Origin of the sequence: Helicobacter sp. MIT 21-1697 (assembly GCF_026241255.1) — a bacterium.
GTDB lineage: Bacteria > Campylobacterota > Campylobacteria > Campylobacterales > Helicobacteraceae > Helicobacter_C.
On the sequence record NZ_JAPHNC010000001.1, the window covers coordinates 35,564 to 58,368 of the forward strand.

23 protein-coding genes are annotated in these 22,805 nt (G+C 37.6%); 5 read left to right on the plus strand and 18 right to left on the minus strand.

Going from position 1 to position 22,805, the window contains the following annotated elements:
• Positions 1-834, minus strand: a complete 834-nt coding sequence (locus OQH61_RS00220) for a peptidyl-prolyl cis-trans isomerase (protein ID WP_266025215.1) — start codon at positions 832-834, stop codon at positions 1-3.
• A 127-nt stretch (positions 835-961) separates the two neighbouring features.
• Between OQH61_RS00220 and OQH61_RS00225 the strand changes: the two genes are divergently transcribed.
• Entirely contained in the window at positions 962-1,672 is a 711-nt protein-coding gene (locus OQH61_RS00225; protein ID WP_266025216.1) for a DUF2716 domain-containing protein, read from the plus strand.
• Positions 1,673-1,709: 37 nt separating this feature from the next.
• The gene (locus OQH61_RS00230) at positions 1,710-2,882 is read left to right on the plus strand and encodes an MFS transporter (RefSeq protein WP_266025217.1); all 1,173 of its coding nucleotides are present in this window, start codon (positions 1,710-1,712) and stop codon (positions 2,880-2,882) included.
• Positions 2,883-2,893: 11 nt separating this feature from the next.
• Here the strand turns inward: OQH61_RS00230 and OQH61_RS00235 are convergent, their stop codons facing one another.
• Both OQH61_RS00235 and fliP read right to left on the minus strand, forming a co-directional pair.
• Positions 2,894-4,096, minus strand: a complete 1,203-nt coding sequence (locus OQH61_RS00235; protein WP_266025219.1) for a tRNA (uridine(54)-C5)-methyltransferase TrmA — start codon at positions 4,094-4,096, stop codon at positions 2,894-2,896.
• Positions 4,097-4,107: 11 nt separating this feature from the next.
• Entirely contained in the window at positions 4,108-4,914 is an 807-nt protein-coding gene (gene fliP, locus OQH61_RS00240) for a flagellar type III secretion system pore protein FliP (RefSeq protein ID WP_323053987.1), read from the minus strand.
• Between the two features lie 98 nt (positions 4,915-5,012).
• Between fliP and glmU the strand changes: the two genes are divergently transcribed.
• Genes glmU through OQH61_RS00255 form a run of 3 tightly spaced genes read left to right on the plus strand, consistent with a single transcriptional unit; the run spans position 5,013 to position 6,963 of the window.
• On the plus strand, positions 5,013-6,377 hold the full coding sequence (gene glmU / locus OQH61_RS00245) for a bifunctional UDP-N-acetylglucosamine diphosphorylase/glucosamine-1-phosphate N-acetyltransferase GlmU (protein ID WP_266025220.1): 1,365 nt from the start codon (positions 5,013-5,015) through the stop codon (positions 6,375-6,377).
• Positions 6,377-6,583: a sulfur carrier protein ThiS gene (thiS, locus tag OQH61_RS00250; RefSeq protein WP_266025221.1), complete on the plus strand. Its 207-nt coding sequence runs from the start codon at positions 6,377-6,379 to the stop codon at positions 6,581-6,583. The genes glmU and thiS overlap by 1 nt, the downstream gene beginning before the upstream one ends.
• A gap of 2 nt (positions 6,584-6,585) precedes the next feature.
• Positions 6,586-6,963, plus strand: coding sequence for a hypothetical protein (locus OQH61_RS00255; protein WP_266025222.1), 378 nt, complete (start codon positions 6,586-6,588; stop codon positions 6,961-6,963).
• Between the two features lie 15 nt (positions 6,964-6,978).
• On the opposite strand, the gene OQH61_RS00260 is transcribed toward OQH61_RS00255, so the two are convergent.
• From OQH61_RS00260 to serB, 15 genes are all read right to left on the minus strand, one after another.
• Positions 6,979-8,541 (minus strand): phospholipase D family protein, encoded by a 1,563-nt coding sequence (locus tag OQH61_RS00260; protein WP_266025223.1) that lies wholly within the window; start codon positions 8,539-8,541, stop codon positions 6,979-6,981.
• A 51-nt stretch (positions 8,542-8,592) separates the two neighbouring features.
• Entirely contained in the window at positions 8,593-9,336 is a 744-nt protein-coding gene (locus OQH61_RS00265; protein ID WP_266025224.1) for a fumarate reductase iron-sulfur subunit, read from the minus strand.
• The gene (locus OQH61_RS00270) at positions 9,336-11,312 is read right to left on the minus strand and encodes a fumarate reductase flavoprotein subunit (RefSeq protein WP_266025225.1); all 1,977 of its coding nucleotides are present in this window, start codon (positions 11,310-11,312) and stop codon (positions 9,336-9,338) included. The genes OQH61_RS00265 and OQH61_RS00270 overlap by 1 nt, the downstream gene beginning before the upstream one ends.
• Complete coding sequence (locus OQH61_RS00275) at positions 11,313-12,083, minus strand: fumarate reductase cytochrome b subunit (RefSeq protein ID WP_266025226.1); 771 nt, start codon at positions 12,081-12,083, stop codon at positions 11,313-11,315.
• Positions 12,084-12,230: 147 nt separating this feature from the next.
• Positions 12,231-13,958, minus strand: coding sequence for an ABC transporter ATP-binding protein (locus OQH61_RS00280; protein WP_266025227.1), 1,728 nt, complete (start codon positions 13,956-13,958; stop codon positions 12,231-12,233).
• Entirely contained in the window at positions 13,942-14,154 is a 213-nt protein-coding gene (locus tag OQH61_RS00285) for a copper ion binding protein (RefSeq protein ID WP_266025228.1), read from the minus strand. Before OQH61_RS00285 ends, OQH61_RS00280 begins: the two co-directional genes overlap by 17 nt.
• A gap of 18 nt (positions 14,155-14,172) precedes the next feature.
• A complete protein-coding gene (locus OQH61_RS00290) occupies positions 14,173-16,416 on the minus strand; it encodes a heavy metal translocating P-type ATPase (protein WP_266025229.1) in 2,244 nt (747 codons plus the stop codon).
• 59 nt (positions 16,417-16,475) lie between these two features.
• Entirely contained in the window at positions 16,476-17,474 is a 999-nt protein-coding gene (locus OQH61_RS00295; protein ID WP_266025230.1) for a beta-ketoacyl-ACP synthase III, read from the minus strand.
• Positions 17,475-17,483: 9 nt separating this feature from the next.
• Complete coding sequence (gene plsX / locus OQH61_RS00300) at positions 17,484-18,485, minus strand: phosphate acyltransferase PlsX (protein ID WP_266025231.1); 1,002 nt, start codon at positions 18,483-18,485, stop codon at positions 17,484-17,486.
• A gap of 21 nt (positions 18,486-18,506) precedes the next feature.
• Complete coding sequence (gene rpmF / locus OQH61_RS00305) at positions 18,507-18,656, minus strand: 50S ribosomal protein L32 (protein ID WP_011115521.1); 150 nt, start codon at positions 18,654-18,656, stop codon at positions 18,507-18,509.
• Positions 18,657-18,671: 15 nt separating this feature from the next.
• Positions 18,672-19,025 carry a hypothetical protein gene (locus OQH61_RS00310; RefSeq protein WP_266025232.1) on the minus strand — a complete coding sequence of 118 codons (354 nt, stop codon included), beginning with the start codon at positions 19,023-19,025 and terminating at the stop codon, positions 18,672-18,674.
• Positions 19,026-19,439, minus strand: a complete 414-nt coding sequence (gene ndk, locus OQH61_RS00315; RefSeq protein ID WP_266025233.1) for a nucleoside-diphosphate kinase — start codon at positions 19,437-19,439, stop codon at positions 19,026-19,028.
• 107 nt (positions 19,440-19,546) lie between these two features.
• Positions 19,547-20,725, minus strand: a complete 1,179-nt coding sequence (locus tag OQH61_RS00320) for a glycosyltransferase (RefSeq protein ID WP_266025234.1) — start codon at positions 20,723-20,725, stop codon at positions 19,547-19,549.
• Positions 20,725-22,158, minus strand: a complete 1,434-nt coding sequence (locus OQH61_RS00325) for a mannose-1-phosphate guanylyltransferase/mannose-6-phosphate isomerase (protein ID WP_266025235.1) — start codon at positions 22,156-22,158, stop codon at positions 20,725-20,727. The genes OQH61_RS00320 and OQH61_RS00325 overlap by 1 nt, the downstream gene beginning before the upstream one ends.
• Complete coding sequence (gene serB / locus OQH61_RS00330; protein WP_266025236.1) at positions 22,155-22,799, minus strand: phosphoserine phosphatase SerB; 645 nt, start codon at positions 22,797-22,799, stop codon at positions 22,155-22,157. Before serB ends, OQH61_RS00325 begins: the two co-directional genes overlap by 4 nt.
• Between the last annotated feature and the right edge of the window lie 6 nt (positions 22,800-22,805).

The following is a 22,805-nucleotide window of genomic DNA, read 5'->3' on the forward strand; positions in this document are numbered from 1 at the left end:
TTATTCCCTAAGTGTTATAATATTGGCACTAGAGCGGATTTTATTAAAGTGTTCAGTGATAATAGATTGCTCTTTTTGTGCCATAATTTTTTGGTTGATAAGAGGCTTTGCTTCCTCAAAGTTAATAGGGCTTTCACCCAAACGCTCCTTGACCAAAAAACTCACAAAACCATTGCCACCGGTAGTAAGCACAGGTGTAAATTCATTATTTGGCGTGTGCATAAATACTTGAGCAATTTGAGGATTCAAAGAAGAAAGAGCAATAGTTTCATTTACTTTTTGCACGCCGCGAATATTTTGTTTAGGTGATTGTATTGCCTTTTGTAATGCATTATCGCTTTGAGCAAAATAACGCACTACACGCACCTGTGATGGAATCAAAAATTCTTTTTTATGGTGTGTATAATAGCTTAAAAGCTCATCTTCGCTTGAAATGCTAATATTGGAAGCAAGGATTCTTTGCATAAGTTCTTTAGTTTGGAGTTGTTTTTTAATCTGTGAGCGGTATTCTTGTAGGCTCATCGTATGTGTGGCTTTTCTAAGAAACTCCTCTTTGCTTAAATTAGCATTTGCAGCAAGTAGAGCAATCTCTTCATCAATCTTAAAATCTTCAATGCTGATTTTAAAACGTTCAATTTCATCATCTTTTAATCGCTCATTGATGAGCATATCAATGGCGGCTTGTTTGGAGATTTTAAGACGCGATTGCAAAGAGGCAATTTCATATAAAGTGATAGCGTGTCCATTCACGCGTATGGCTACTCCAGCGATAACTTCCCCATATGTGTTTAACACACACGCACAGAGCAGACATACTCCAATGATATTTTTCATCTGTATCCTTTGTAAATTCGGCATATTTTATCATATGTAAAGCAATAAGCAACAAATCGCAAATTATAATATAATATCGCTTTTGCAATTATTTGTGGAGATAAAAAGTGATATTTTGGAGACAATATTGATTAAGAGCATATTGAGTAAAAGGGCACAACTTAGACAAGAGAGATTTTATAAAGATAGACTTATCGTGCCTCATCAAAATTATGAAGTGCTAGGCGAAGAAGAAACGAAGTTTATGAATAAAAAAATTGGCTTTGATATGAGACCACATTGGCGATTTTTGCAATTTCCAGATTCTCTACCTTATATCGTTTATATTGCGGATTTTGATAAAGTCAATCATAAAGTCCTCCAAGAAAAAATGCCACATATTTTTGCGAAAGTTTTGGATAAATATGCAATTACAAGTTTAAAATTATATCCACAAAGCGAGAGTGAAAGGCAGCAAAATGAAATCATTGTGCTTGATTGGCAACATTCTTGCTATGCTTATTATCCTAAAAAGCCTAATGGAGAGTATTTTCCATATTATGATGAGGCACAAGAGTATTATGTAGGTAATCCATACTATGAAGCAAATGAATATGTGAATTATTACTTTCCTACATTTTATCCAGATGGCGACCACTACGCTTTTTTCAAATATGATACAAGGAGCAAACAATCTGCCTTTGGTATGGTGGGCATATTTGATTTTAAAAGTAAGGGCAAAAAGACTACAATTACAATTTTTGGCGAACATTTTATAAAACAAATGCGTCATTATGATGAAAAACTCTTTGGTTTTGAAATTGTAGAAATGGTGGGTATCATTCACACAAAACTATAACAAGAGAATAGATTCTATGAGGCAAAAGGTATAAAATATGAAAACAACAGCTTTGAATGCAACAAACAAAACGATTTTAGTTTTAGCTCTTAGCTCTTTTTGTATGGGTGTTACAGAATTTATTATCGCAGGTGTTTTGCAAGATGTCAAGGCATACTTTGGCGTAGATTCTAATAAGGCGGGATTGCTGACGACTTTGTATGCGGTAGGTGTAGTTGTTGGTGCGCCGCTTTTAAGTATTCCTCTCAGTGGATTCAATCGTAAATTACAGCTTTTGCTCAATCTTGGCGTGTTTGCTTTGGCAAATTTTGTGATTTATGTGAGCGATAATTTTATACTCAGTGCCATTGCACGATTTATCGCAGGCACACAGCACGGAGTATTTTTTGTCATTGCTACACTTACAGCGATTCAAGTCTCTCCCAAAGAAAAAGAATCTCGCAATCTTGCATTAATGGTATCAGGCTTAACGATTGCACTTGTGAGTGGTGTGCCTTTGGGGACATTTATTGGGCAAATTTTTGGTTTTAAATCTATTTTTTTGCTTATTTGCCTTTGCACGCTCATCGCTTTTGTAAGCGCAATTGTTTTTATGCCAAGTCATTTGCAAGGCTGTAAGACGCATATAAATGCACTTTTTAAGGCTTTTTTACATCTACCATTGCTCAAAGCCTATGCTATTACGATATGCACTTGTGGCGGGGCATTTGTGCTTTATACTTATATAACAGATTTACTGACACAAAAAAGCCATTTTGAAGAGACAAGCATTGTCTATATTTTGTTGCTCTATGGCATATTTGCGATTTTAGGGAATCTCTTTGGTGGCAGACTTGCTGATAATAAGGGCTCAATTCGTGCCTTACACATTGTGCTTTTTTTACAAATTGTCTTTTACGCTCTTGTAAGCGTGAGTGCGTATTCACAAGTGTTTGTTGTGATAAATTTAGCAATTATGGGTTTTTTGTCCTTTGCCTCAATTCCCGCGCTCAAAGTCAATGCGATGAATATGGCGCGCAAATATACGCCTGATTCTATGGATAGCTCGGTGAGTGTGAATGAAGCAGCCTTTAATGTCGGCATTGCATTGGCAAATCAAATCGGTGGTTTGGTTGTTGTTGCACCATTTTTGGGGGTTGGTTTCAATCCTCTTTTTGCTTCACTCTTCGCACTGCCTGCTTTTATTTTAGTATTACGCAAGATAGAGTAGTGTATGCAATCTCAATGAGAGTGTTTGCGTAAAATGACTATGCATTCTCTATGGTGTGTATGTGGAAATTGGTCAAAAAGTCCAAATCGCATTATATAATGGCTTTGGCAAAGAGTGCGCATATCGCGCAATAGTGTGTGAGGATTACACGAGACATATACAATCGTGTTAAAACCTTGCAAGAAATGCAATATTTCTTGCTCATTGACACCGCTACGAGGTGGGTCAATAAGCACACAATCAAATGCGAAATTATCCACATCAATATCTTTGAGACGAAAAAAGGTGCGTTCTTTACGCAATGCTTGGATACTCTCAAATGCGTTAAGTCGCGCAGGAGTGATATTTTCTACATTATTTTCAGCCATATTTTTTTGCAAAAGGGTAATGGCAGATTTGACTACTTCAGTAGCAAAAATGCGGCGAAATATTAGAGAGAGAGGAATGGTGAAATTACCGCTCCCACAATAAAGTTCAAGCATATCACAAGGAGTTTGTGAAGTATAGATTGAGGCGAGTGAGGAAAAGATAAATTCAAGCATTTGAGTGTTGATAAAAGGATTGGGTTGGCAAAATCGTGATTCTTGTTTGAAAAAGGTATAGGTGTGTTCTTTTGGAGTGTTTGCAAAGAGTGTAAGATGCTCACATATAATATCGCTTGAGAGGATATGTTTAGCATTTTTACTTCTTCCGATAATGTGAATAGTCGCATTAAGGGCGTTTTGGAGTTCTTTTTGTATTTTTAATGCAAGAGATTCCCAGCGCGAATCTAAGCTCTTGTGATAAATAAGAGTGATAAGAGTTTCATTATCTAAGCAAGAGAGGAAATTGCACGCATAAAGTTTGTAACTTAGTATATCGTATGTGCGCACATAATGCAATAAAAGTGGCATAATGCGTTGCACAAGCGGGAGGAGAATCAGGCATTGCTCAATTCGCACACGATGATTATGTCCAAATGCATTCATAGCAAAATCAAGTGTGTTTTGATTCTCTAAAGCGCGATAGAATCTAAATTCTGCCCTTGCTCTAAATCCTTCTTGCGGTGAGGCAAACACTTCTATGGGTGAGGGGCTATGAGAGGATTGAGAATCTTTGTCAAATATAAAGGAGTGAAATTCTTGCAAAGTGAGATTATGCTTTGCTTGGAGTTGTGCCGAATAATCTTGTATATTTGTGCAACCTCCACATACGCCAAAATGCTTACAATTCATTCTAAGCCTAGCTACTTAAAGCCTTGCACAAGGTTACCAATCAAGAGATTCCACCCATCAACAAGTATAAAAACGAGAATCTTAAAAGGCAATGAAATCATTACAGGTGGCAACATCATCATACCCATAGCCATAAGCACCGAGCTAATCACCATATCAATGACTAAAAAAGGCAGATAAAGCAAGAATCCAATCCAAAATGCAGTTTTAAGCTCACTAATCATAAATGCAGGAAGTAGCACCGTTAAAGGCACATCATCAACACTTTGAGGATTTTCAAGATGGCGGATTCTAAAAAAAAGAGCCAAGTCCTTTTCGCGCGTGTTTTTAATCATAAAATCTTTAAAGGGCACAATCGCCCTTTCAAAGGCTTCATCATAGGAGATTTTTTTTTCTGTATAGGGTTTAATACCCACTTCATAGCTTTTGGTTGCCACAGGTTCCATAATAAAAAATGTCAGAATCAGTGCAAGACTTACAAGCACTTGCGTAGGAGGAGACTGCTGCGTGCCAAGTGCGGTGCGCAAAAAAGCAAAGACAATGACAATGCGGGTAAAGCTTGTCATCACAAGCACAAGTGAGGGGGCAATGACAAGAAGTGTGATAATAAGGACAATATTGAGTGTAGCGACAAGTTCGGTAGGTTCTTTTGGTGCAGTGAGAGATAAATCTACTGATGGCAGAATGGGATTATTTGGGATTGATGGCACAGAGGGAACGCTAGAGGGTGCAGGAAGTGCGGGCTCTAGTTTTGGCTCTGTTGGCTCTGCATAAGCAAAAATTATAGATAAACTAAGCAGGTAAAGTATTTTTTTCAAAAATCACTCCAAAATCAAAACTAAAGGGCGTATTATAGGATTTAGTGTGTTAAAATTATATAAATTAAGCCAATTCAATAGAGATGAAGGAGTAATTTATGAATGTATCAGTAGTTATTTTAGCCGCAGGAGCTGGGACACGAATGAAATCAAAGATGCCCAAAGTGCTGCATAAAATCTGTGGCAAAGAAATGCTATTTTACTCCATTGATGAAGCATTGCAAATAAGTGATGATGTGCATATTGTGCTTTTTCATCAAGAAAATACAATTAAAGAGCGCGTGATTTGTGCTTACAAACAGGCTTATGCTAATGGAGCATTGCATTTTCATCTCCAAGACCACGCTCATTATCCCGGAACGGGTGGTGCGCTAATGCAAGGACAAAGTGCAGGGATAAATGCCAAAAAGCCTTTTTGTTATCAATATGATGAGATTCTTATTTTAAATGGTGATATGCCTCTTGTGCGCTCACAAACTCTTAAGTCTTTATGCCAAAACAAAGCACAAATTGTAATGAGTGTCTTGCATCTTCAAAATCCCTTTGGTTATGGGCGTGTAGTGATAGAATCGGGTGAAGTGCAAAGGATTATTGAGCAAAAAGACGCCACAGAATCCGAGCTTGTAATACAAGATGTCAATGCGGGTGTTTATAAGTTTCACAAATCAATCCTTGAACTTTATTTGCCCCAAGTGCAAAATGCGAACAATCAGCAAGAATTTTATCTTACTGATGTGATTTTTTATGCTAAAGAAAATGGTGTGAAAATAGCCGCACTGCAAGTTAAAGAAGAGGAGTTTATGGGAGTAAATTCTAAGATTCAGCTCTCATCTGCCCAAGAGGTGATGCTTCAAAGATTGCGCGAGAAGGCAATGGAGCAGGGTGTAATTATGCACTTGCCTCATACTATTTATATAGAATCTAATGTTACCTTTAGTGGCGAGTGCATTATAGAGCAGGGAGTGCAGATATTAGGAGATTCTTATATTAGTGATTCTCATATTAAAGCCCATAGTGTGATTGAGCAAAGTATTATAGAATCAAGTGATGTTGGACCCTTGGCGCATATCCGTCCTAAGAGCCATATTAAAAATACGCATATTGGTAATTTTGTTGAGACAAAATCAAGTATTTTGCGTGGCGTGAAAGTAGGACATTTAAGCTATCTTGGGGATTGTGAGGTAGATGAGGGTAGCAATATCGGTGCAGGAGTGATTACTTGTAATTATGACGGCAAAGCAAAACATAAGACAATTATTGGTAAAAGCGTGTTTGTAGGGAGTGATGTGCAACTTATTGCGCCTTTAAAGATAGAATCAAATGTGCTTATTGGTGCAGGAAGCACGATTACAAAAGATATTGAATATGGAGATTTGGCACTCTCACGCACTGCGCAACAAAATATTAAAGATGGATTTTTTAAATTTTTTTCCCCTAAAAATGAAGAAAAAAAGGAGGAGTAATGAGTGGGCATATATTACTCAATGGCAAGGATTATGAGCTAAATGAGCAAGTAAGCATTTTATCACTTTTAAAAGAGTTAGGTATTCTCCACAAAGCAATGGCGATTGCAGTGAATACGCAGGTTGTAAAAAAATGCTTATGGGAAAGCTATATATTGCAAAATGGTGATGAGGTGGAGATTTTAGATTTTGTTGGTGGTGGATAAAGATGAGATTGCTTAAGAGAACACTATTGGTAGTAAGTATTATAATATTAGATGTATGGGCTTGCACGGGAGATTGCAAATCGTGCCATCAGAATCTTGATTATAAAAATGACATAAGACATCGCCCTATGCTTGAATGCAAGACTTGCCATACTGATGAAAAGATGGCACAAATTGATATGGGTAGCTGTGGAGAGGATTGTTTTTCGTGCCACGATGCGAAAAAGATTCAATCTCCATCGCTTGCTAAAGAGCATAGAGCTATTAATGCTTGTATTCAGTGCCATACACAGCTCTCTACTTCACCTCTTAACGCAGGAGAAAATGTTTTTCAAAAAAGCCTCAAAAGCTTTAGTAACGCCTTAGCACCTACACCTTAATATATATTTGTAGAATTAAATTTGACTTTCAGGGAGGATTTTTGCAAGTGTTTTTAGAATCCTTGTCCAAATACCTGTATCAGGAGGGTAGGTAAAAACTTCTGTTTGTCCTTCATTATCTCCCTCCCAAAATGTTTTGCCATTTTTATCATATACGTGCCACGCATTTTCCATATCTATCATTAAATCAGCCTTGAGCACTTTTGCAAAATGGGGATTATCAAAAATAACAACAGATTCGGTATTCAGATGAGTTGAACGCGGGTCAAGATTAAAACTCCCAATCCAAGTAATGCAATCATCAAATACAATGCTTTTGCTATGCAAAGAAGCTTTGGACTTTGATATTTTATCACGTAGCTTTGATTTGCCCCTCCCTTGATACTGATATTCATATATATTCGCCCCCTCTTTAATAAGAGTGTTACGATAACGTTCCCACGCACTATATACAACAAGAGAATCCGTAGAGGCAAGAGAGTTTGTAAGAATATTAATATCTACTCCTGAATCAATGAGCATTTTAAAACGTTTTATGCCTTCTTTGCTTGGCACGAAATAAGCAGCAGAAATATAAAGATTCTTATGTGTAAAATTGAGAATCTCCGCAAGTGCTTTAGCAATGGGTTTTTGTGCTTGTGAGTCTTGGATTTTTTCTGGCTTATCGCCAATAAACACGGCGTTACCCCAAAATACTTCAAAAGATTTATTTTTGTATTTTTGAATGAGGGCATTGATTTTTTCTTCATAATCTACCCATTGCGGATTTGCTTTGAGGCTCTCCATAGAGGATTTGAGTTTTTTGAGTGGCGTTTTGAATTTAAGGAGCGAAACAGGAATAGAACGATGAAAATTCCAATATTCATAGAAATTTTTTTTGCCCTCCATTGCTACTTTGCCAATAAAAAGCACATCTGTATCAACAAAATTAATATGATGGTTTTGGTCAAAATAATTATCTGCGATATTTCGTCCGCCAATAATAAGGGCAATATCATCTACAATAAAGAGCTTATTGTGCATACGATGATTAATGCGGTTAAAATCAAATACCATTTCTGGGTAACGTAGGATTTTTGATCGGTTTTTATAGGGATTGAATATTTTTACTTCAATATTTGGGTGAGAACTCAGAGCAATAATATCTGAAAAATCAGAATCTAAACCATTATCATCAATGAGTATTTTGACTATCACTCCTCTTTGTGCAGCAAGCCAAATCTCGTGCATAAGGATACGCGAAGCAAGGTCATTTTTATAAATATAAGTTTGCAAGATAATGCTTTTTTCTGCCATACGAGCAAGATAAGCGCGGTGCAAAAATGCGTCTAATCCATCGCTTACGAGCATTCCTCCTGTAATAGTTGGATTATGTTTGAGTTTCTCTCTATAAGGCGTGCCAATAGCGGTAAGGATAGGGTCAAAAACAGGTGTTGGCTTTGATTGAAGCGCGAGTGGGTCTTTAATATCTTTAGTAGTTGCAACAATGGAAGAGCAACCAGCGAATATAAAAAGGCATACAAGAGTGAGGAAAGCAATATTTGTTGATGAAAGAAAAAAAGACCAAATAGATTGCATTATATTTCTTTTGAATCTACCCTTTTAGATTCAAAAGGGTAGAAAGAGGTGTTATTTCATACCTACACTGAGCATTTTGCGGCGTAAATAAGCAATTTTACTTTGTAGTGGAAGTTCTTTGGGGCAAGTATCGTGGCACGCAATAAGACTCATACAGCCGAACACACCATCGTCATTGCCTACAAGTTCGTAATAATCCTCATCAGTTCGCTCATCGTGTGGGTCAAGCATAAAGCGCACAATACGATTCATTCCTGCTGCGCCTACAAAATCTTCGCGCATAACTTTTGTTGCACAGCTTGCAATACAGCAACCACACTCAATACATCTATCAAGCTCAAAAACTTCATCGGCTACTTCTGGCTCAATAGGCATTTCAAGCTTAGAAATGTCAGGCTGATGTTGAGTGTGTATCCAGCTCTCAACGCGTTTTGTCATACCTGCAAACCATTCACCTGTATTTACACTTAAATCTTTGATAAGCTTAAATGCAGGGAGGGGCATAAGCGTAATGACACCATCTGGGAAATCTTGAGTGAGCGTTTTACACGCGAGTCTTGGGCGTCCGTTAATCATCATCGCGCAACTTCCACAGATACCAGCACGACATACAAAGTCAAAGCTTAAATCAGGGTCTTGCTGCTCTCTAATCATACCCAATGCAATAAAAACCGTCATTGAATGAGCTTCTTCAAGTTTATACTCACGAAAATGTGGCTTTGACACTGCACTTTGTGGGTCAAACTTTAATGCCCGAATCGTTAATGTTCTTCCTTTTTGTTGTGTTGCACTCATTACTTATCTCCTAGTCGTTGGTTTCTTGCTTTAAATTGTGGTTGGAGATTGAAAGGCATCAAGGCTTCTTGCAAGGCGTATCTATCACCGCCTTTTGCTTGAATCTCTTGTGTAATTTTGTCAATCTCAGCTTGGCGAATAGCACTATTTGGGTGTTCAATAATCATACCTTTTGCGCCATAGCCGCGGAAGCCGGGTGCAATTTCCATTTTCATAATATCCAAATCTTCATAAGTAACCGTTGGTAATGTTTGATTTGGGTCTTCCCAGCTTGTAAGTGTACGTTTTAGCCAATTCGCATCATCGCGTTTTGGATAATCTTCACGCGTATGCGCTCCACGAGATTCTGTTCTATCAAGCGCACCTTTTGCAACACATAATGCAATCTTAAGCATTTTTGGTGTGCGGTAAGCATCTTCAAGTTCAGGGTTATTATGAAGTTTTTTGTTTTGCACGCGGACATTCTTACTGCGTTTATAGAGCTCTTCTAGTTTATTCACAGCCTCTTGCAAACTCTTGCCATCACGGAAGATTCCCACATCATTATCCATAATGTCTTTCATAGCATTTTTAAGCACATAAACATCTTCGTTTCCTGTGCTATTGAGCAATGAAGCGAGATATTCTTCTTCTTTTTTGACAAATTTTTCAAGCAAGGAAGTTTTGACATCAAGACTTGCTCCTTGGCAGTATTCTGTAAAGTATTCTCCGATAATCATACCAGCCACCACAGCTTCACTCACAGAGTTTCCGCCAAGACGATTGAATCCGTGTAAATCCCAGCAAGCTACTTCACCTGCGGCAAATAACCCTTTAAGATAAGTTTCTCCCCTATAATCTGTGCGGATACCACCCATAGAGTAATGTTGCATTGGTCGCACAGGAGCCCAAACACCCGGTGTTGCAGGGTCTATTCCTGCAAATGTTTTACAAATATCTTGCACATCACGCAAATTTCTCTCTACGTGCGCTCTACCAAGTATAGAAATATCAAGCCATAAGTGGTCGCCATAAGGAGATTTTACTCCCTTGCCATTACGAATATGCTCAAGCATTCTTCGTGAGACAACATCACGACTTGCAAGTTCTTTTTTTTCTGGTTCATAATCAGGCATAAAGCGATAGCCATCAACATCGCGTAAAACACCACCATCACCGCGACAGCCTTCTGTAAGGAGGATTCCGCTAGGCACAATAGGTGTAGGGTGAAACTGCACAGCTTCCATATTGCCAAGTTTTGCTACACCTGTTTCCATTGCAATAGCTGCACCTGTTCCTTCACAAATAACAGCATTTGTAGTATTGCGATATACCCTGCCATAACCACCTGTGGCAAGCAAAGTGCCTTTAGACACATAGGCTATAAGTTCGCCTGTTACCAAATCACGCACTACCGCTCCATAACATCTCCCATCTTGATGGATAAGAGAAATTGCTTCTTTTCTATCTTGAATATCTACACCGAGTTTATAGGCTTCATTTGCTACTGCATAAAGCATTGTATGCCCAGTAGCATCGGCTGTATAACAAGTTCTCCATTTTTTTGTTCCACCAAAGTCGCGCGAATGAATATAGCCGTGTCTAAAATCATCTTCTGTAATTGTTACTTTTTCGCCATTGATAACTGCAGGGCGGTCGCCTTTTTGGATTCTTGTCCAAGGCACACCAAAGCCTGCTAATTGACGAATAGCTTTTGGCGCAGTAGTAACAAACATTCTTGCTACATTTTGGTCACAACCCCAATCACTTCCTTTTACTGTGTCTGCAAAGTGTAAATCTTCATTGTCCCCATCACTTTTTACAGAATTTCCAAGACTTGCTTGCATACCACCTTGTGCAGCTGCCGAATGGCTTCTTTTGACTGGCACAAGAGAAAGCACAATGGTATTAAGCCCTGCTTGTTTTGCCGCAATAGAAGCACGAAGTCCTGCTAAACCACCGCCAATAATCAGTGCATCTGAATATACTACTTTCATTTACTCTCCTTTCCCTTGTGTATGCTCATCTAGGATTCTATATTCTTGAATGCTCTTGCTGCTATCTAGTCCGTGTCCAATTTGCATATATGCCACATACGAAGCAATACCAAGTATAAGACAGAACGCTGTAAGAGTGAGTTTAATAGCACGCAATGCTTTAATACCTAACCCTTCAAACCAACCCCATTTAATACAAAGCCTATATAGTCCAATAGAGCCGTGAAACTCAACAGCAAAAAGTAAAAGCGCATAAAGCAAATAGAAATCTTGATGATAGAATCTATATGAACTTGCGCTTGGACCGATATTTTCAGGTTGTGTAAGCATTATGAATACGTGTGGCATTGCCAAAAAGAAAATAGCAAAACCAGTTGCCGCTTGAATCACCCAATAACTCGTGTCTCCGTGTTTCATTAAATCTTTATGAACACGCAAAGCAAGAAATTGTTTATAGTTAATCGGGAATTTTCTCAATGCCAAAAATGCATGCACCACAAGAGCAATAATGACAATAGCCACGATAACGGAAACAATGCGTGGTTCGCCTGCTTCACCAAAAATCATACTCCCCTCAAAGAATTTTGTAACCTTATACATTGCTTCTTTGCTGATTAAGATGCTTGACACAAAGAGCAAATGTGCCAACATAAAGAGCCCTAAGAATAACCCTGTTGCACTTTGCCAAAAATCAAGTTTGGCAGGGATTTTACTCTTTTTTCTTTGAGGTGTTACCCCTGTGTAGCTTTCAATTATTTTATCCTCTCGCATGAAACCTCCTGTTTGTAGTTTGACCTCTATAACTTACACAAAATATCTAAAGCTTTAAATTTAAAGCGACTTTGTGGCATTTAAAAAAGGTTAAGTTACATTATAGAAAAATATTGATTAAAGTTTTTTTATGCCATTTTGAGAATCTTAAGATGTTTTGTTATTTTTAGTACAAGTTTCTTGCTTGATAATCTGTCCTAATTGCAGGTGCAAGACTTCATTAGCAAGTTCAATCGTGCTTGGGCGGTGAGCTATAATAATAATAATTTTATCGTGCCTTAGACGCTCTATACTTTCTTTAATCGCTTCTTCAGTTTGTGAATCAAGCGCAGAAGTAGCCTCATCAAGGATAAGCACTTCAGGATTTTTGTAAATTGCGCGTGCAATAGCGATTCTTTGACGTTGTCCTCCACTAAGATTTGAGCCAAATTCATCAAGGATTGTATGTATTCCTTGAGGCATTTCCTGCACAAAATCCCACGCGTGAGCAAATTTGAGGGATTCTATTGCTTTTTGCTCATCTATTTTGCTACCATAAGCAACATTATGTAAAATACTATCATTAAATATAAAAATTCTTTGTGTAACTACTGCCATATTATTGCGCACACTTTTTTGTGTATAATCTTTAATATTGTGATTATTGATGAGCACTTCTCCGCTATCAGCGTCATAAAGGCGCAAAATTAGATTAATAATAGAGCTTTTCCCACTCCCACTTTTGCCTACAAGCGCAGTAATTTTATTTTTTGCAAAGTTCATACTTATGCCTTTGAGTGCGTGGGTTTCTTCGTTATAGTGAAAATGCACATCTTTAAAAACAATTTCATTTATTGGAGCTTGGAGTTGCACTCCGCCATCACGAATGTGTTGAGTTTGATTGAGAATCTCAAAGATTCTATCGCTTGCAACGACAGCAGATTGCATTTGTCCATAGAGATTAACAAGTCTTTTGAGTGGCGTGTAGATAAAAAGCAGAGCACCTGCAAAAGATGAAAATTGTGCGGCAGTAAGTTCCCCTTGAGAAATATCAGTAATTGCCATATATACAACTAAGGCGAGTAAAATAGCTCCTAAGAGTTCCATAAGCGGTGTGATGAGTTCTCCCACACGCACAGCTTTCATACTTATTTTAAGAAAAGTAAGGTTTTGGAGTTTAAATTTTTTAAGCTCTAATTGTTCACCATTGCTTGCTTTAATGACTTCTATATTATTAAAAATTTCGTGGAGTTTAGCGGTAATATCTGCGTTTTTTTCCATTATATTGCGTGAATATTTTTTAAGTTTTTTGATAATCAGATTAATAGGTATAAGAGCTAATGGGATAATAACTAAGCCAATGAGTGCATATTTAGGACTTTGATAAATGACAATAGCCACAAGCCCAATAATCGTAATGCCTTCTCGGATAAATTCTGTAATATAGTTTGAAACAGCTGAACGAATGATGCCAATATCATTTGTGATTCTCGCCATAAGCTCGCCATTGCGCATTTTATTAAAAAATACCATTTCAAGTGAAAGCATATGCTTAAGCATTCTATCACGCACTTGTCGCACAATATCTTGTCCAATAAAATTCATAAAATATGCTTGGACATAAGTGCCAAGAGATTTACCTAAATAAGTGCCAACAACCATAAGCATCATTGTAAGCGCTAATATATTATTTTGGGCTAATTCATCAAAGCTAAAAAATGGATTAGCGCGTGGAACTTTACCCGAGAGCGTATCAAGTAAAGGCTCAATAAGATAGGCAGTTGCAGCTGTGCATAATCCTACGACAAGCGAAGCAATAATAGCAACTGCAAAAGAAAAGCTATGTCCTTTTATATAAGGAAAAAACTTTTTAAAAAATTCAAGAATTGTTCTCATCTATCTCAAATCCCGCCTCAAGTATAGCTTCTGAAATAAGCTCTTGTGTAGCAGGAGCATTAAACTCTACTCTAACTTGGCTTTTTTCTAAATTTACATCAATAAGGCTTATGCCCTCTATTTCTCCTATGAATTTTTCAATTTTATCTACGCATTTACCACAGCGCATACCGCTTACTGATAGGGTTGTTGTCATTATATCTCCTTTTGGATTCTATGAAACCTTAAATGTTTTTAATCTCGCAGCATTAGCAACAACACTTAGGCTTGAGCAAGTCATCGCAAATGCACAAAACATTGGATGTAAAAATATGCCAAATCCCCCTAATACACCCATTGCTAGAGGAATAAAAGCAATATTATAACAAAAAGCAAAAACAAGATTCTCTTTTATATTTAAAATACTTGCTTTTGCAAGAGAGTATGCGTTATAAATACTCATTAAATGCTGATTGTAAATAATAATATCGGCACTTTGTGTAGCAATATCTTGGGGCGAGACAAAGGCAATGGAAGTGTGGGCATAAGCAAGAGCAGGTGCATCATTAATCCCATCGCCAACCATCAGGACTTTGTGATTGTTCGCCTTGAGTTTTTCAAGCAAATGCATTTTATCTTGAGGCTTAGCCGAAGCGCTAAAATCTGTAATACCAAGTGCTTGAGCAATTTTTTGTGTGTTAGGGAGATTATCACCACTTATAAGGCTAAAGCTTATATTTTTTTCTCTAAAATGTGCAAGAGTAGAGGCTGCATCGGATTTGATATAATCTTGTAATGCAAATTGTGCCAAAATGTGTTCATTTGTAGCAAGATAAAGTATGATTTTATCATTTTGTAGGAGATTTTCAAGCTCTTTTTTTAGATGAGGTGGGAGCAAGTGTGCATTGCCAAGCAAATATTCACAATCATTAATAGTGCCTTTGATGCCGCTACCTATGATATTTTGTGCATTTGTAATTGGATAAAGCGTAGCATTTGCGCTCATAGGGTGTGAGGCAAAAGCTTGAGCAATAATGTGAGCACTTGTGGATTCTAAAGTGTAGGCGAGATTAAAGATTTCTTGTTGGGTTAAGCGTTCATCAAAGGGTAGAATCTGCGATATTTCTAGTCCTTGTGTGAGCGTGCCTGTTTTATCAAAAGCAATATGCGTGATTTGACTAAGAGATTGAAAACTTCTAGCATCTTTAAAAAACACACCCATTTTGTTTGAAATAGCTTGAGCGTGGAGAATTGCCATTGGTGTAGCAAGCCCAAGTGCGCACGGGCAAGAAATAACAAGAGTAGCGATAAAAATACCAAGCCCGAATTCAAAATCTCTCATACCCCACCAAAACGCTCCCGCTATTGCAGCCAAGCATATTACAAGTGGCACAAAAAATGCTGCTACTCTATCAGCAAGAGAAGCAATAGGTGCTTTGCCCTCAAGTGCTTTTTGCACAAGTTGTAGAATCTGCGCGAGAGTGGATTGTTGTGCATTTTTTTCTGCACGTACATATAGCACTCCATCAAGGTTTATACTTCCTGAAAAAAGCCTATCATTTTTATGGGCTAAAAGAGGGAGTGATTCACCATTAATAGCAGATGTATCTATGCTTGAATGCCCCTCTATCATTATAGAATCTACCATAATCATCTCGCCGGGCAATATTTTGAGTATATCTCCTTTTTGTATTTCTTGTGCGCTCACTGCTTTGCAAGGGGCATTTGAAAGGGTTTGAATATCAAGTGTAGTATCGTGTGGGATTTGAATTTTTTGGAGTGTTTTTTGGTTAAGCTGCAAAAGCAGCGAAGCACTATCAAGCACATCTTTTTTAGAGCGTTCTTCAATAGATTTTCCAACAAGCACAAGTGTGATAATCACGCATACACTATCAAAGTATGTATGAAAATGTGCATTAAACGCGCCTTGTAGGCTGTATAAAAAAGCGCTGCTCGTGCTTATGGCAATCAGAGAATCCATATTTGGATTTTTCATAAAAAGTGCCTTAAATCCACGCAAATAAAACATTCTTCCCATATGCATAACCACCAAGCTCAAAACAAGCAAAAGTGTGTAATGAATCGTGTGTGGCAGACTTATGCCTACAAACATTTCGCTCCAAGAGAGCACTACAACGATAAGCGTGGCAGCTATGCTTACAATAAGTTTGGTTTGCGTAGATAAGAAGCGATTATCAAAAGATTCTATAAGAGCATTGAGTGAAAAGGAAGTGTGCTTTGAATCGGAGTGTTTATCAAGTGTAGAATTATCTAAATGAGGTTCATACCCCATTTTACTTATAAGTTTAAAAATATCTTCAAGGCTTGTTTGGTTTTCATCATATACAATATGAGCCTTTTTACTTAAAAGATGCACCTGTATGTCTTGGCAAAAGCTTTTGCGCTTTAAAGCGCGCTCAATACCACTAGAACAAGCTTGACAAGTCATTTGGTCAATATAAAAAGAAGCCTCTTTCATTGGTATCCTTGAAATATTTTGCGTAATTTTAACAAAAAGAGTATTTGAAAAAGAAGAGTTCAGGTTTTGCCGCCAAAGCGCACAAGTGCAGAGCCCCAAGTAAGCCCACCACCAAGCGCATCAAGTAGCATTAAATCCCCATATTTGAGCTTTTTTTCTTCATAGAGGTCATTCATAGCCATAGGGATAGATGCTGCGGAAGTATTGCCATATTTTTGTATGCTTATAACGATTTGTTCTGGAGCGAAGCTTAGATTCTCTCCTACTGCATTGATAATACGCAAATTTGCTTGATGAGGAATAAAAAATGATACATCTTGAGGGTTTATATGATGAGTGCTTAGAATCTCTTTTACTTCTGATACAAGCATTTTCACAGCAACTTTAAAGGTTTCGTTGCCTTTCATTTGAATAAATGATTGTTTTTCCTGTGCTTGTATATCACCAAAGGTTGTATGAGTACGCGGAGTACAAAGAAACTCTTGGTATCGTCCATTTGCGCTTACATTCACACCCAAGATAGCTGCGTTTTCATCATTTGTGCTTCCTATAACACACGCTCCAGCCCCATCGCCAAAAAGCACACAAGTGCTCCTATCGCTAAAATCAAGCACAGAACTTATTTTTTCTGCACCAATGATAAGAATGTGCTTGTAAGTGCCAGATTCTATAAAAGATTGAGCAAGGGAGAGGAGATAGACAAATCCACTACACGCCGCACTAATATCAAAGGCGGCTTTATTTTCAATGCCAAGTTTAAAGGAAGTAATGCAAGCAGTGCTAGGCATTGTAAGATAATCAGGGCTTAGAGTTGCTACAATTACGGCGTCAATATCTTTTGGACTCACTCCTGCGCGCTCTATTGCTTTTTTGCCTGCTTCGTAAGCAAGATCGCTTGTTTGTTGTGAAGGCAAGGCAAAGTAACGCGTTTTGATGCCTGTGCGTTTGGTAATCCACTCATCATTTGTATCAAGTGTTTTTTCAAAATCAGCATTGCTTATGCAGGTGGGAGGGACATAAGAAGCGATTGATTTAAGTGAAGCATATATTTTGCCCATAGAGAATCCTTATTCTTGTGTGCTCAAAGGTTTATTTGCAAAAGCATAAGAGAGCTTGGAGCAAATATCAGATTCTATGGCATTGAGCGCTTGATAGATAGCACATTCAATAGCGCGTGCATTAGCACTTCCGTGACTAATGATGACAACTTTTTGCACACCAAGCAAAGGCGCGCCACCATATTCGCTATGATCCATTTTTTTCTTTAATCGTTTAAATACTCCGCGTAAGAAAAGTGCGCCAAACATTGAGCATAGGCAGGATTTAATATCCTTTTTGAGCACTGATGACATAGCGCTAGCCACCCCTTCCGCTGCTTTAAGCACGAGATTCCCGCTGAATCCATCACATACAATAACATCAACGCTTCCATTAAAAATATCGCGTCCTTCAACATTGCCCTTAAAGAACCTAAATTCTTTTAAAAGTTTAAAAGTAGCTTTGGTGAGTTCATTGCCTTTATTATCTTCTTCGCCATTAGATAAAAGCCCTACGCGTGGATTCTCAAATCCTATGACATTTTTTGCATATTCATAGCCCATAATGGCAAAATCTACAAGGTATTCTGGTTTGCAGTCTGTATTTGCACCCGCATCAAGGATAATACTTGGTTTATCGGTAATATTTGGCATAGTCGTGCATATTGCAGGACGAGATACACCTTTAATGCGTCCAATTTTAAGCGTAGCAAGGCTCATTGTCGCTCCACTATGCCCGGGTGAAACAAGTGCATCTACCTCTCCATTTTTAAGAAGTTCGGTAGTTTTGAAAATAGAAGATTGCGTGCGTTTTGTCGCAGTAGAGGCAGATTCTTCCATACGAATATAATCTGTGCAATGCACAATTTGCGCACGTGATTGAAGATATGGGGGGATAAGAGGAGCGATTTGTGCTTCATCACCGATAATGACAGCATTAAAATCACGTGATTTTAATGCCTGTATAACGCCTTGAACTATAGGAGTTACCCCATTATCTGCACCCATAACATCAATGGCTATTTTTAGCATTTCCACTCCTTGAGCTATAAATTACTTGTAGCTACCTGTAAATTTATTGATATGATGAGGCATTTTCCAGCTCCCATCTTTATCTTTGATAGGTTTTGCAAGAGCTATTTTGTAATGTGAGCGTCTTTTTGCCGCTCGGGTTTTGCTTACGCGTCTTTTAGGAACTGCCATTTTTACTCCTTGAGATTAGTCTTTTGTGTGATAATCGCTTCGTATAGATTCAATTTCACTCTCTAAAATATAATGTAAATCAATAAAGCCATCAAAAAACTCAACAACTTCAAAGCTGTCAAGCTTTTTAGTTTGGCTTTGTGCATTCCAGATACCATCTGAAATATACAAAACCAAAGGATTTTCAAGTTTGTGTATATACTCTTCTCCACTTTTATCACAAATAAGCTCTATTTCCCCGTAAATTTTTCCTTTGAGACAGAGAATTTGGGAATCTATGCGATAAAGCTGCGCTTGTAAATTCACACCCTCAATATGGAGAGCGATGTCTTTAGGAGCACAGGAGATTTTTCTCATCGCAATTTTCAATTAGCACATCTCCCTTGTGCTAAAGAAAAACGCAATTTCGTTTTTTGCATTCTCAAGGCTATCGCTTCCGTGTACAGCATTTGCATCAATGCTTTGAGCAAAATCTGCACGAATTGTGCCTTTTGCTGCTTCTTTTGGGTTTGTTGCGCCCATAAGATCACGATTTTTCATTACAGCATTATTGCCTTCAAGAACCATTACAACCACTGGTCCGCTTATCATAAAATCAACCAAATCTTTAAAAAATGGTCGTTCCTTATGAATAGCATAAAAAGCCTCTGCATCGCAACGGCTAAGCTGAAGTTTTTTCATTGCGCAAATGCGGAGATTATTGCTTTCAAAGCGGTCTATAATTTTGCCGATTACCCCTTTTTTTACAGCATCGGGCTTAATAATTGAGAGTGTTTGCTCCATAACTTTCCTTTCATATTATGTGGATACAAATGCTAAAAACCTCAAATTTTATCTAAAAAAAACTTGCTTTAATATAAATATTTATAAGAAATAAAAAATAATTCTTATTAAGCATTTATAGTTTCAAATAAGCTAGGGTTTGTTCTAAAATCAGCGATAGCTTCCTCATACATCTCAATGATTTTATCAATACTTTTTTCAAGCGCATACTTTGACGCACTTTTGGCGTATTCATTTTTCATTTGTTCTATTTCCTTAGGGTGCTCTATCCAATAATCAATTTTCGCGCTTAAGTCTGCTGTATCATTTGTCTTAAACAAGCTTCTTTCATCAAGGGCAAATTGTGTCGTAGCGCTTATTTTGGAATCTGCAATAATAGGCACTAATCCGACAGAGATAGCTTCTAGGCAAGAAATAGCCTCACTTTCAACTTCTGCTGTATGTACATATAAGTGGCAATATTTAAGCTTTTCAAGGAGTATCTTATTATCAATAAAGCCAAATTCAGAGCGATTGATTAAAAGCTTATCGCAAAGTTTGCGTAAATATTGCTCTTTTGGTCCAACGCCGTGCAGATGTAATTTGATATTATTTGCATATTTGCTTTGAGTAATTGCTTTTATCAAAATATCTTGTCGCTTTTCTTTAGAGAATCTTCCTACTGAAATAATATGAAAAAATGTATCATCAAATGGCTTCACACAGGATTGTGTCGTGTTCATATGGAATCCATTGCTTATGACAAATTTTTTCCCGCCATATTTTTCCCTCTCTATTTCTTTTTTCATAAGCTGACTTGGGCAGTGGATATGATGTGTGTAGCGATAAAAGGCTTTATAGAATCTCCTAAAGAGATACGCATTAAAGCACTCAAAATTCATATTCATATTATAGCTGATGTGTTGAGGCTGGAGGTGAAATGCACTTATATAGGGAATCTTCATTTTTCTACATAAAGCAACACCTGCAATTTCTAGTGCAAAAGGCAAATAAAAATGTGCAATATCACAACCTCTAAGCGCAGATTCTAAAATTGTAGTATCTGGTGAGCCAAAAATCATATGTTGTTTATGTGAGACTTCTGTAACGATTGGAATGTATCTTTCCTTGACGAAATAAAACTCTTCGCCCTCATTTTGCTCATTGTTTTCTTGCTTTGTAGGATTTGTCGTAACTACGCGTACGTGATGTCCTCTTTTGATTAATTCTTTTGCAAAGCGAAAGGCTGTCATAGAAGTGCCATTGCTTCTATCTTTATAACTATCTACAACTATGGCTATAATCATTATTTACGCTTATAGTCATCATCTAATCGCACGATGTCATCTTCACCCAAATATTCACCCATTTGCACTTCAATGAGGACAAGTGGTAGGATTCCGGGATTTTCAAGTCTATGCACTTCGCCCATAGGAATATAAGTGGATTGATTTGCTTTGAGAAATTTTTGTGCTTCGCCTATGGTTATATGGGCTGAACCGCTCACTATAATCCAATGTTCGTTGCGATGATAATGCTTTTGTAAGCTTAATCTACCTTTTGGCTTAACGACAATTTGCTTGATTTTATAATTTTGAGATTCTAATAAAATTGTGTAAGTCCCCCACGGGCGATGAGTACTTTTGTGAGTTTTTGTAAGTTCGGGGTGAGTATTTTTGAGGGTAGCTACAATATCTTTGACTTGTTGAGAATATCCCTTTTTGGCTATCAAAAGGCAATCATTTTCATCAATAATCATCAAATCCTCTAGTCCAATCCCGGCAACAAGCTTATTTGAAATAACAAAATTATTTTTGCATTCTTTTTGAATAAAAGTATTTTTACTTGCATTTTTTGCCTCATCTGTGGGATATTCCTCAGAGAGAGATTCAAAACTCCCTATATCATTCCACATAAAATCACAGCTCACACACGCCACTTTTTGGCTTTTTTCCATTAATGCGTAATCTATACTAATATCAGGTAGATTTGTACTCCTTTGAGCATCTAAGCGGATAAAATCTTTTGTTTCATTTCCTTTAGAGGATTCAAAAGTAAGCTTACATTGCTCTAAAACTTCTGGGCTATGTGTTTTTAGCTCTTGCAACAATACTTCTGCCCTAAAGCAAAACATTCCGCTATTCCATAGGTAACTGCCATTTTCTATATAAGCTTTGGCGTCCTTAATGGAGGGCTTTTCAATGAATCTCTCTACTTTATTATCCTTTGCTTTGATGTAGCCATAGCCTGTATGTGGGCAATTTGGCTTAATCCCAAAAGTTACTAAGAATCCTTTTTGCGCTAATTCTATGCCTTGAAGTATAGCTTGTTCGTAGGCAGTGGTATTTTTGATAAGGTGGTCGCTTGGGAGTGCAAGGATTATATCATCATTTATTTTTGCAAGTGAGCAAGATTCAAAAACCTTAAGAGCTGCAAAAGTAAGGGCTGGAGCAGTGTTTTTGCCAAGAGATTCTAAAATACATTCTGCTAAGGGAATATTTATCTTATGGGCTTGTTCTTGAGCGATAAAGTAGTGATTGTCATTAGTGATAATTTGAAAATGCCCCTGATGAGTTTTGCGTAAGAAATCATTGCGCAAAAGTGTTTCTTGGAAAAGTGAGCACGAGGAAGTTTGAGGGTTTTTAGATGGAAGTAAGTTGGCAAATTGTTTGGGCATTAGCTCACGCGAAATTGGAAAAAGACGCGTGCCAGAGCCGCCACAGAGAATAGAGATAGTCATTTTTGCTCCTTAAGGGGAATATTGAGGGCTTTTGGAATTTCTCTTAAATCTCGCGTCTCAATAATGATATTTGCCTCTTTTTTGAGAATCTCTTTGGCACAAAAGGCAATGCGCACATCAGCGTGGGCAAACATACTTCTATCATTTGCGCCATCGCCTATGACAATGGTATCTTTGCGTGTGAGGCTAAGGAGATTCTGTAAGCGTTGGAGCATTATGCCCTTAGAATCACTAAACATCATCTCACCGCCTACTTCGCCTGTGAGGATAGAATCTTTATGGTGTAAAATATTCGCAAAGCTCGCATCAAGCCCCAAAATCTCTGTAAAATAATCAGTAGCAATATGGAATCCTCCGCTAAAGCATACAACCTTAAAACCCTGCACCTTCAAAGCTTGGATACAATGTAATGCACCATTCATAAGTGGCAGATTATGCGCTATTTGCGTGGCTTTTTGCACACTTAATCCTTTTAAAAGCGCGACACGATTTTTGAGTGCTTCATAAAAATCAAGCTCCCCATTCATCGCTCTATGCGTGATTTGGCTTACTTTTTCACTCACATTATGCGCTTGGGCAAGTATATCAATCGTTTCGCCGTCCATTAGCGTAGAATCAAAATCAAAAACAACAAGCTTCATATCATT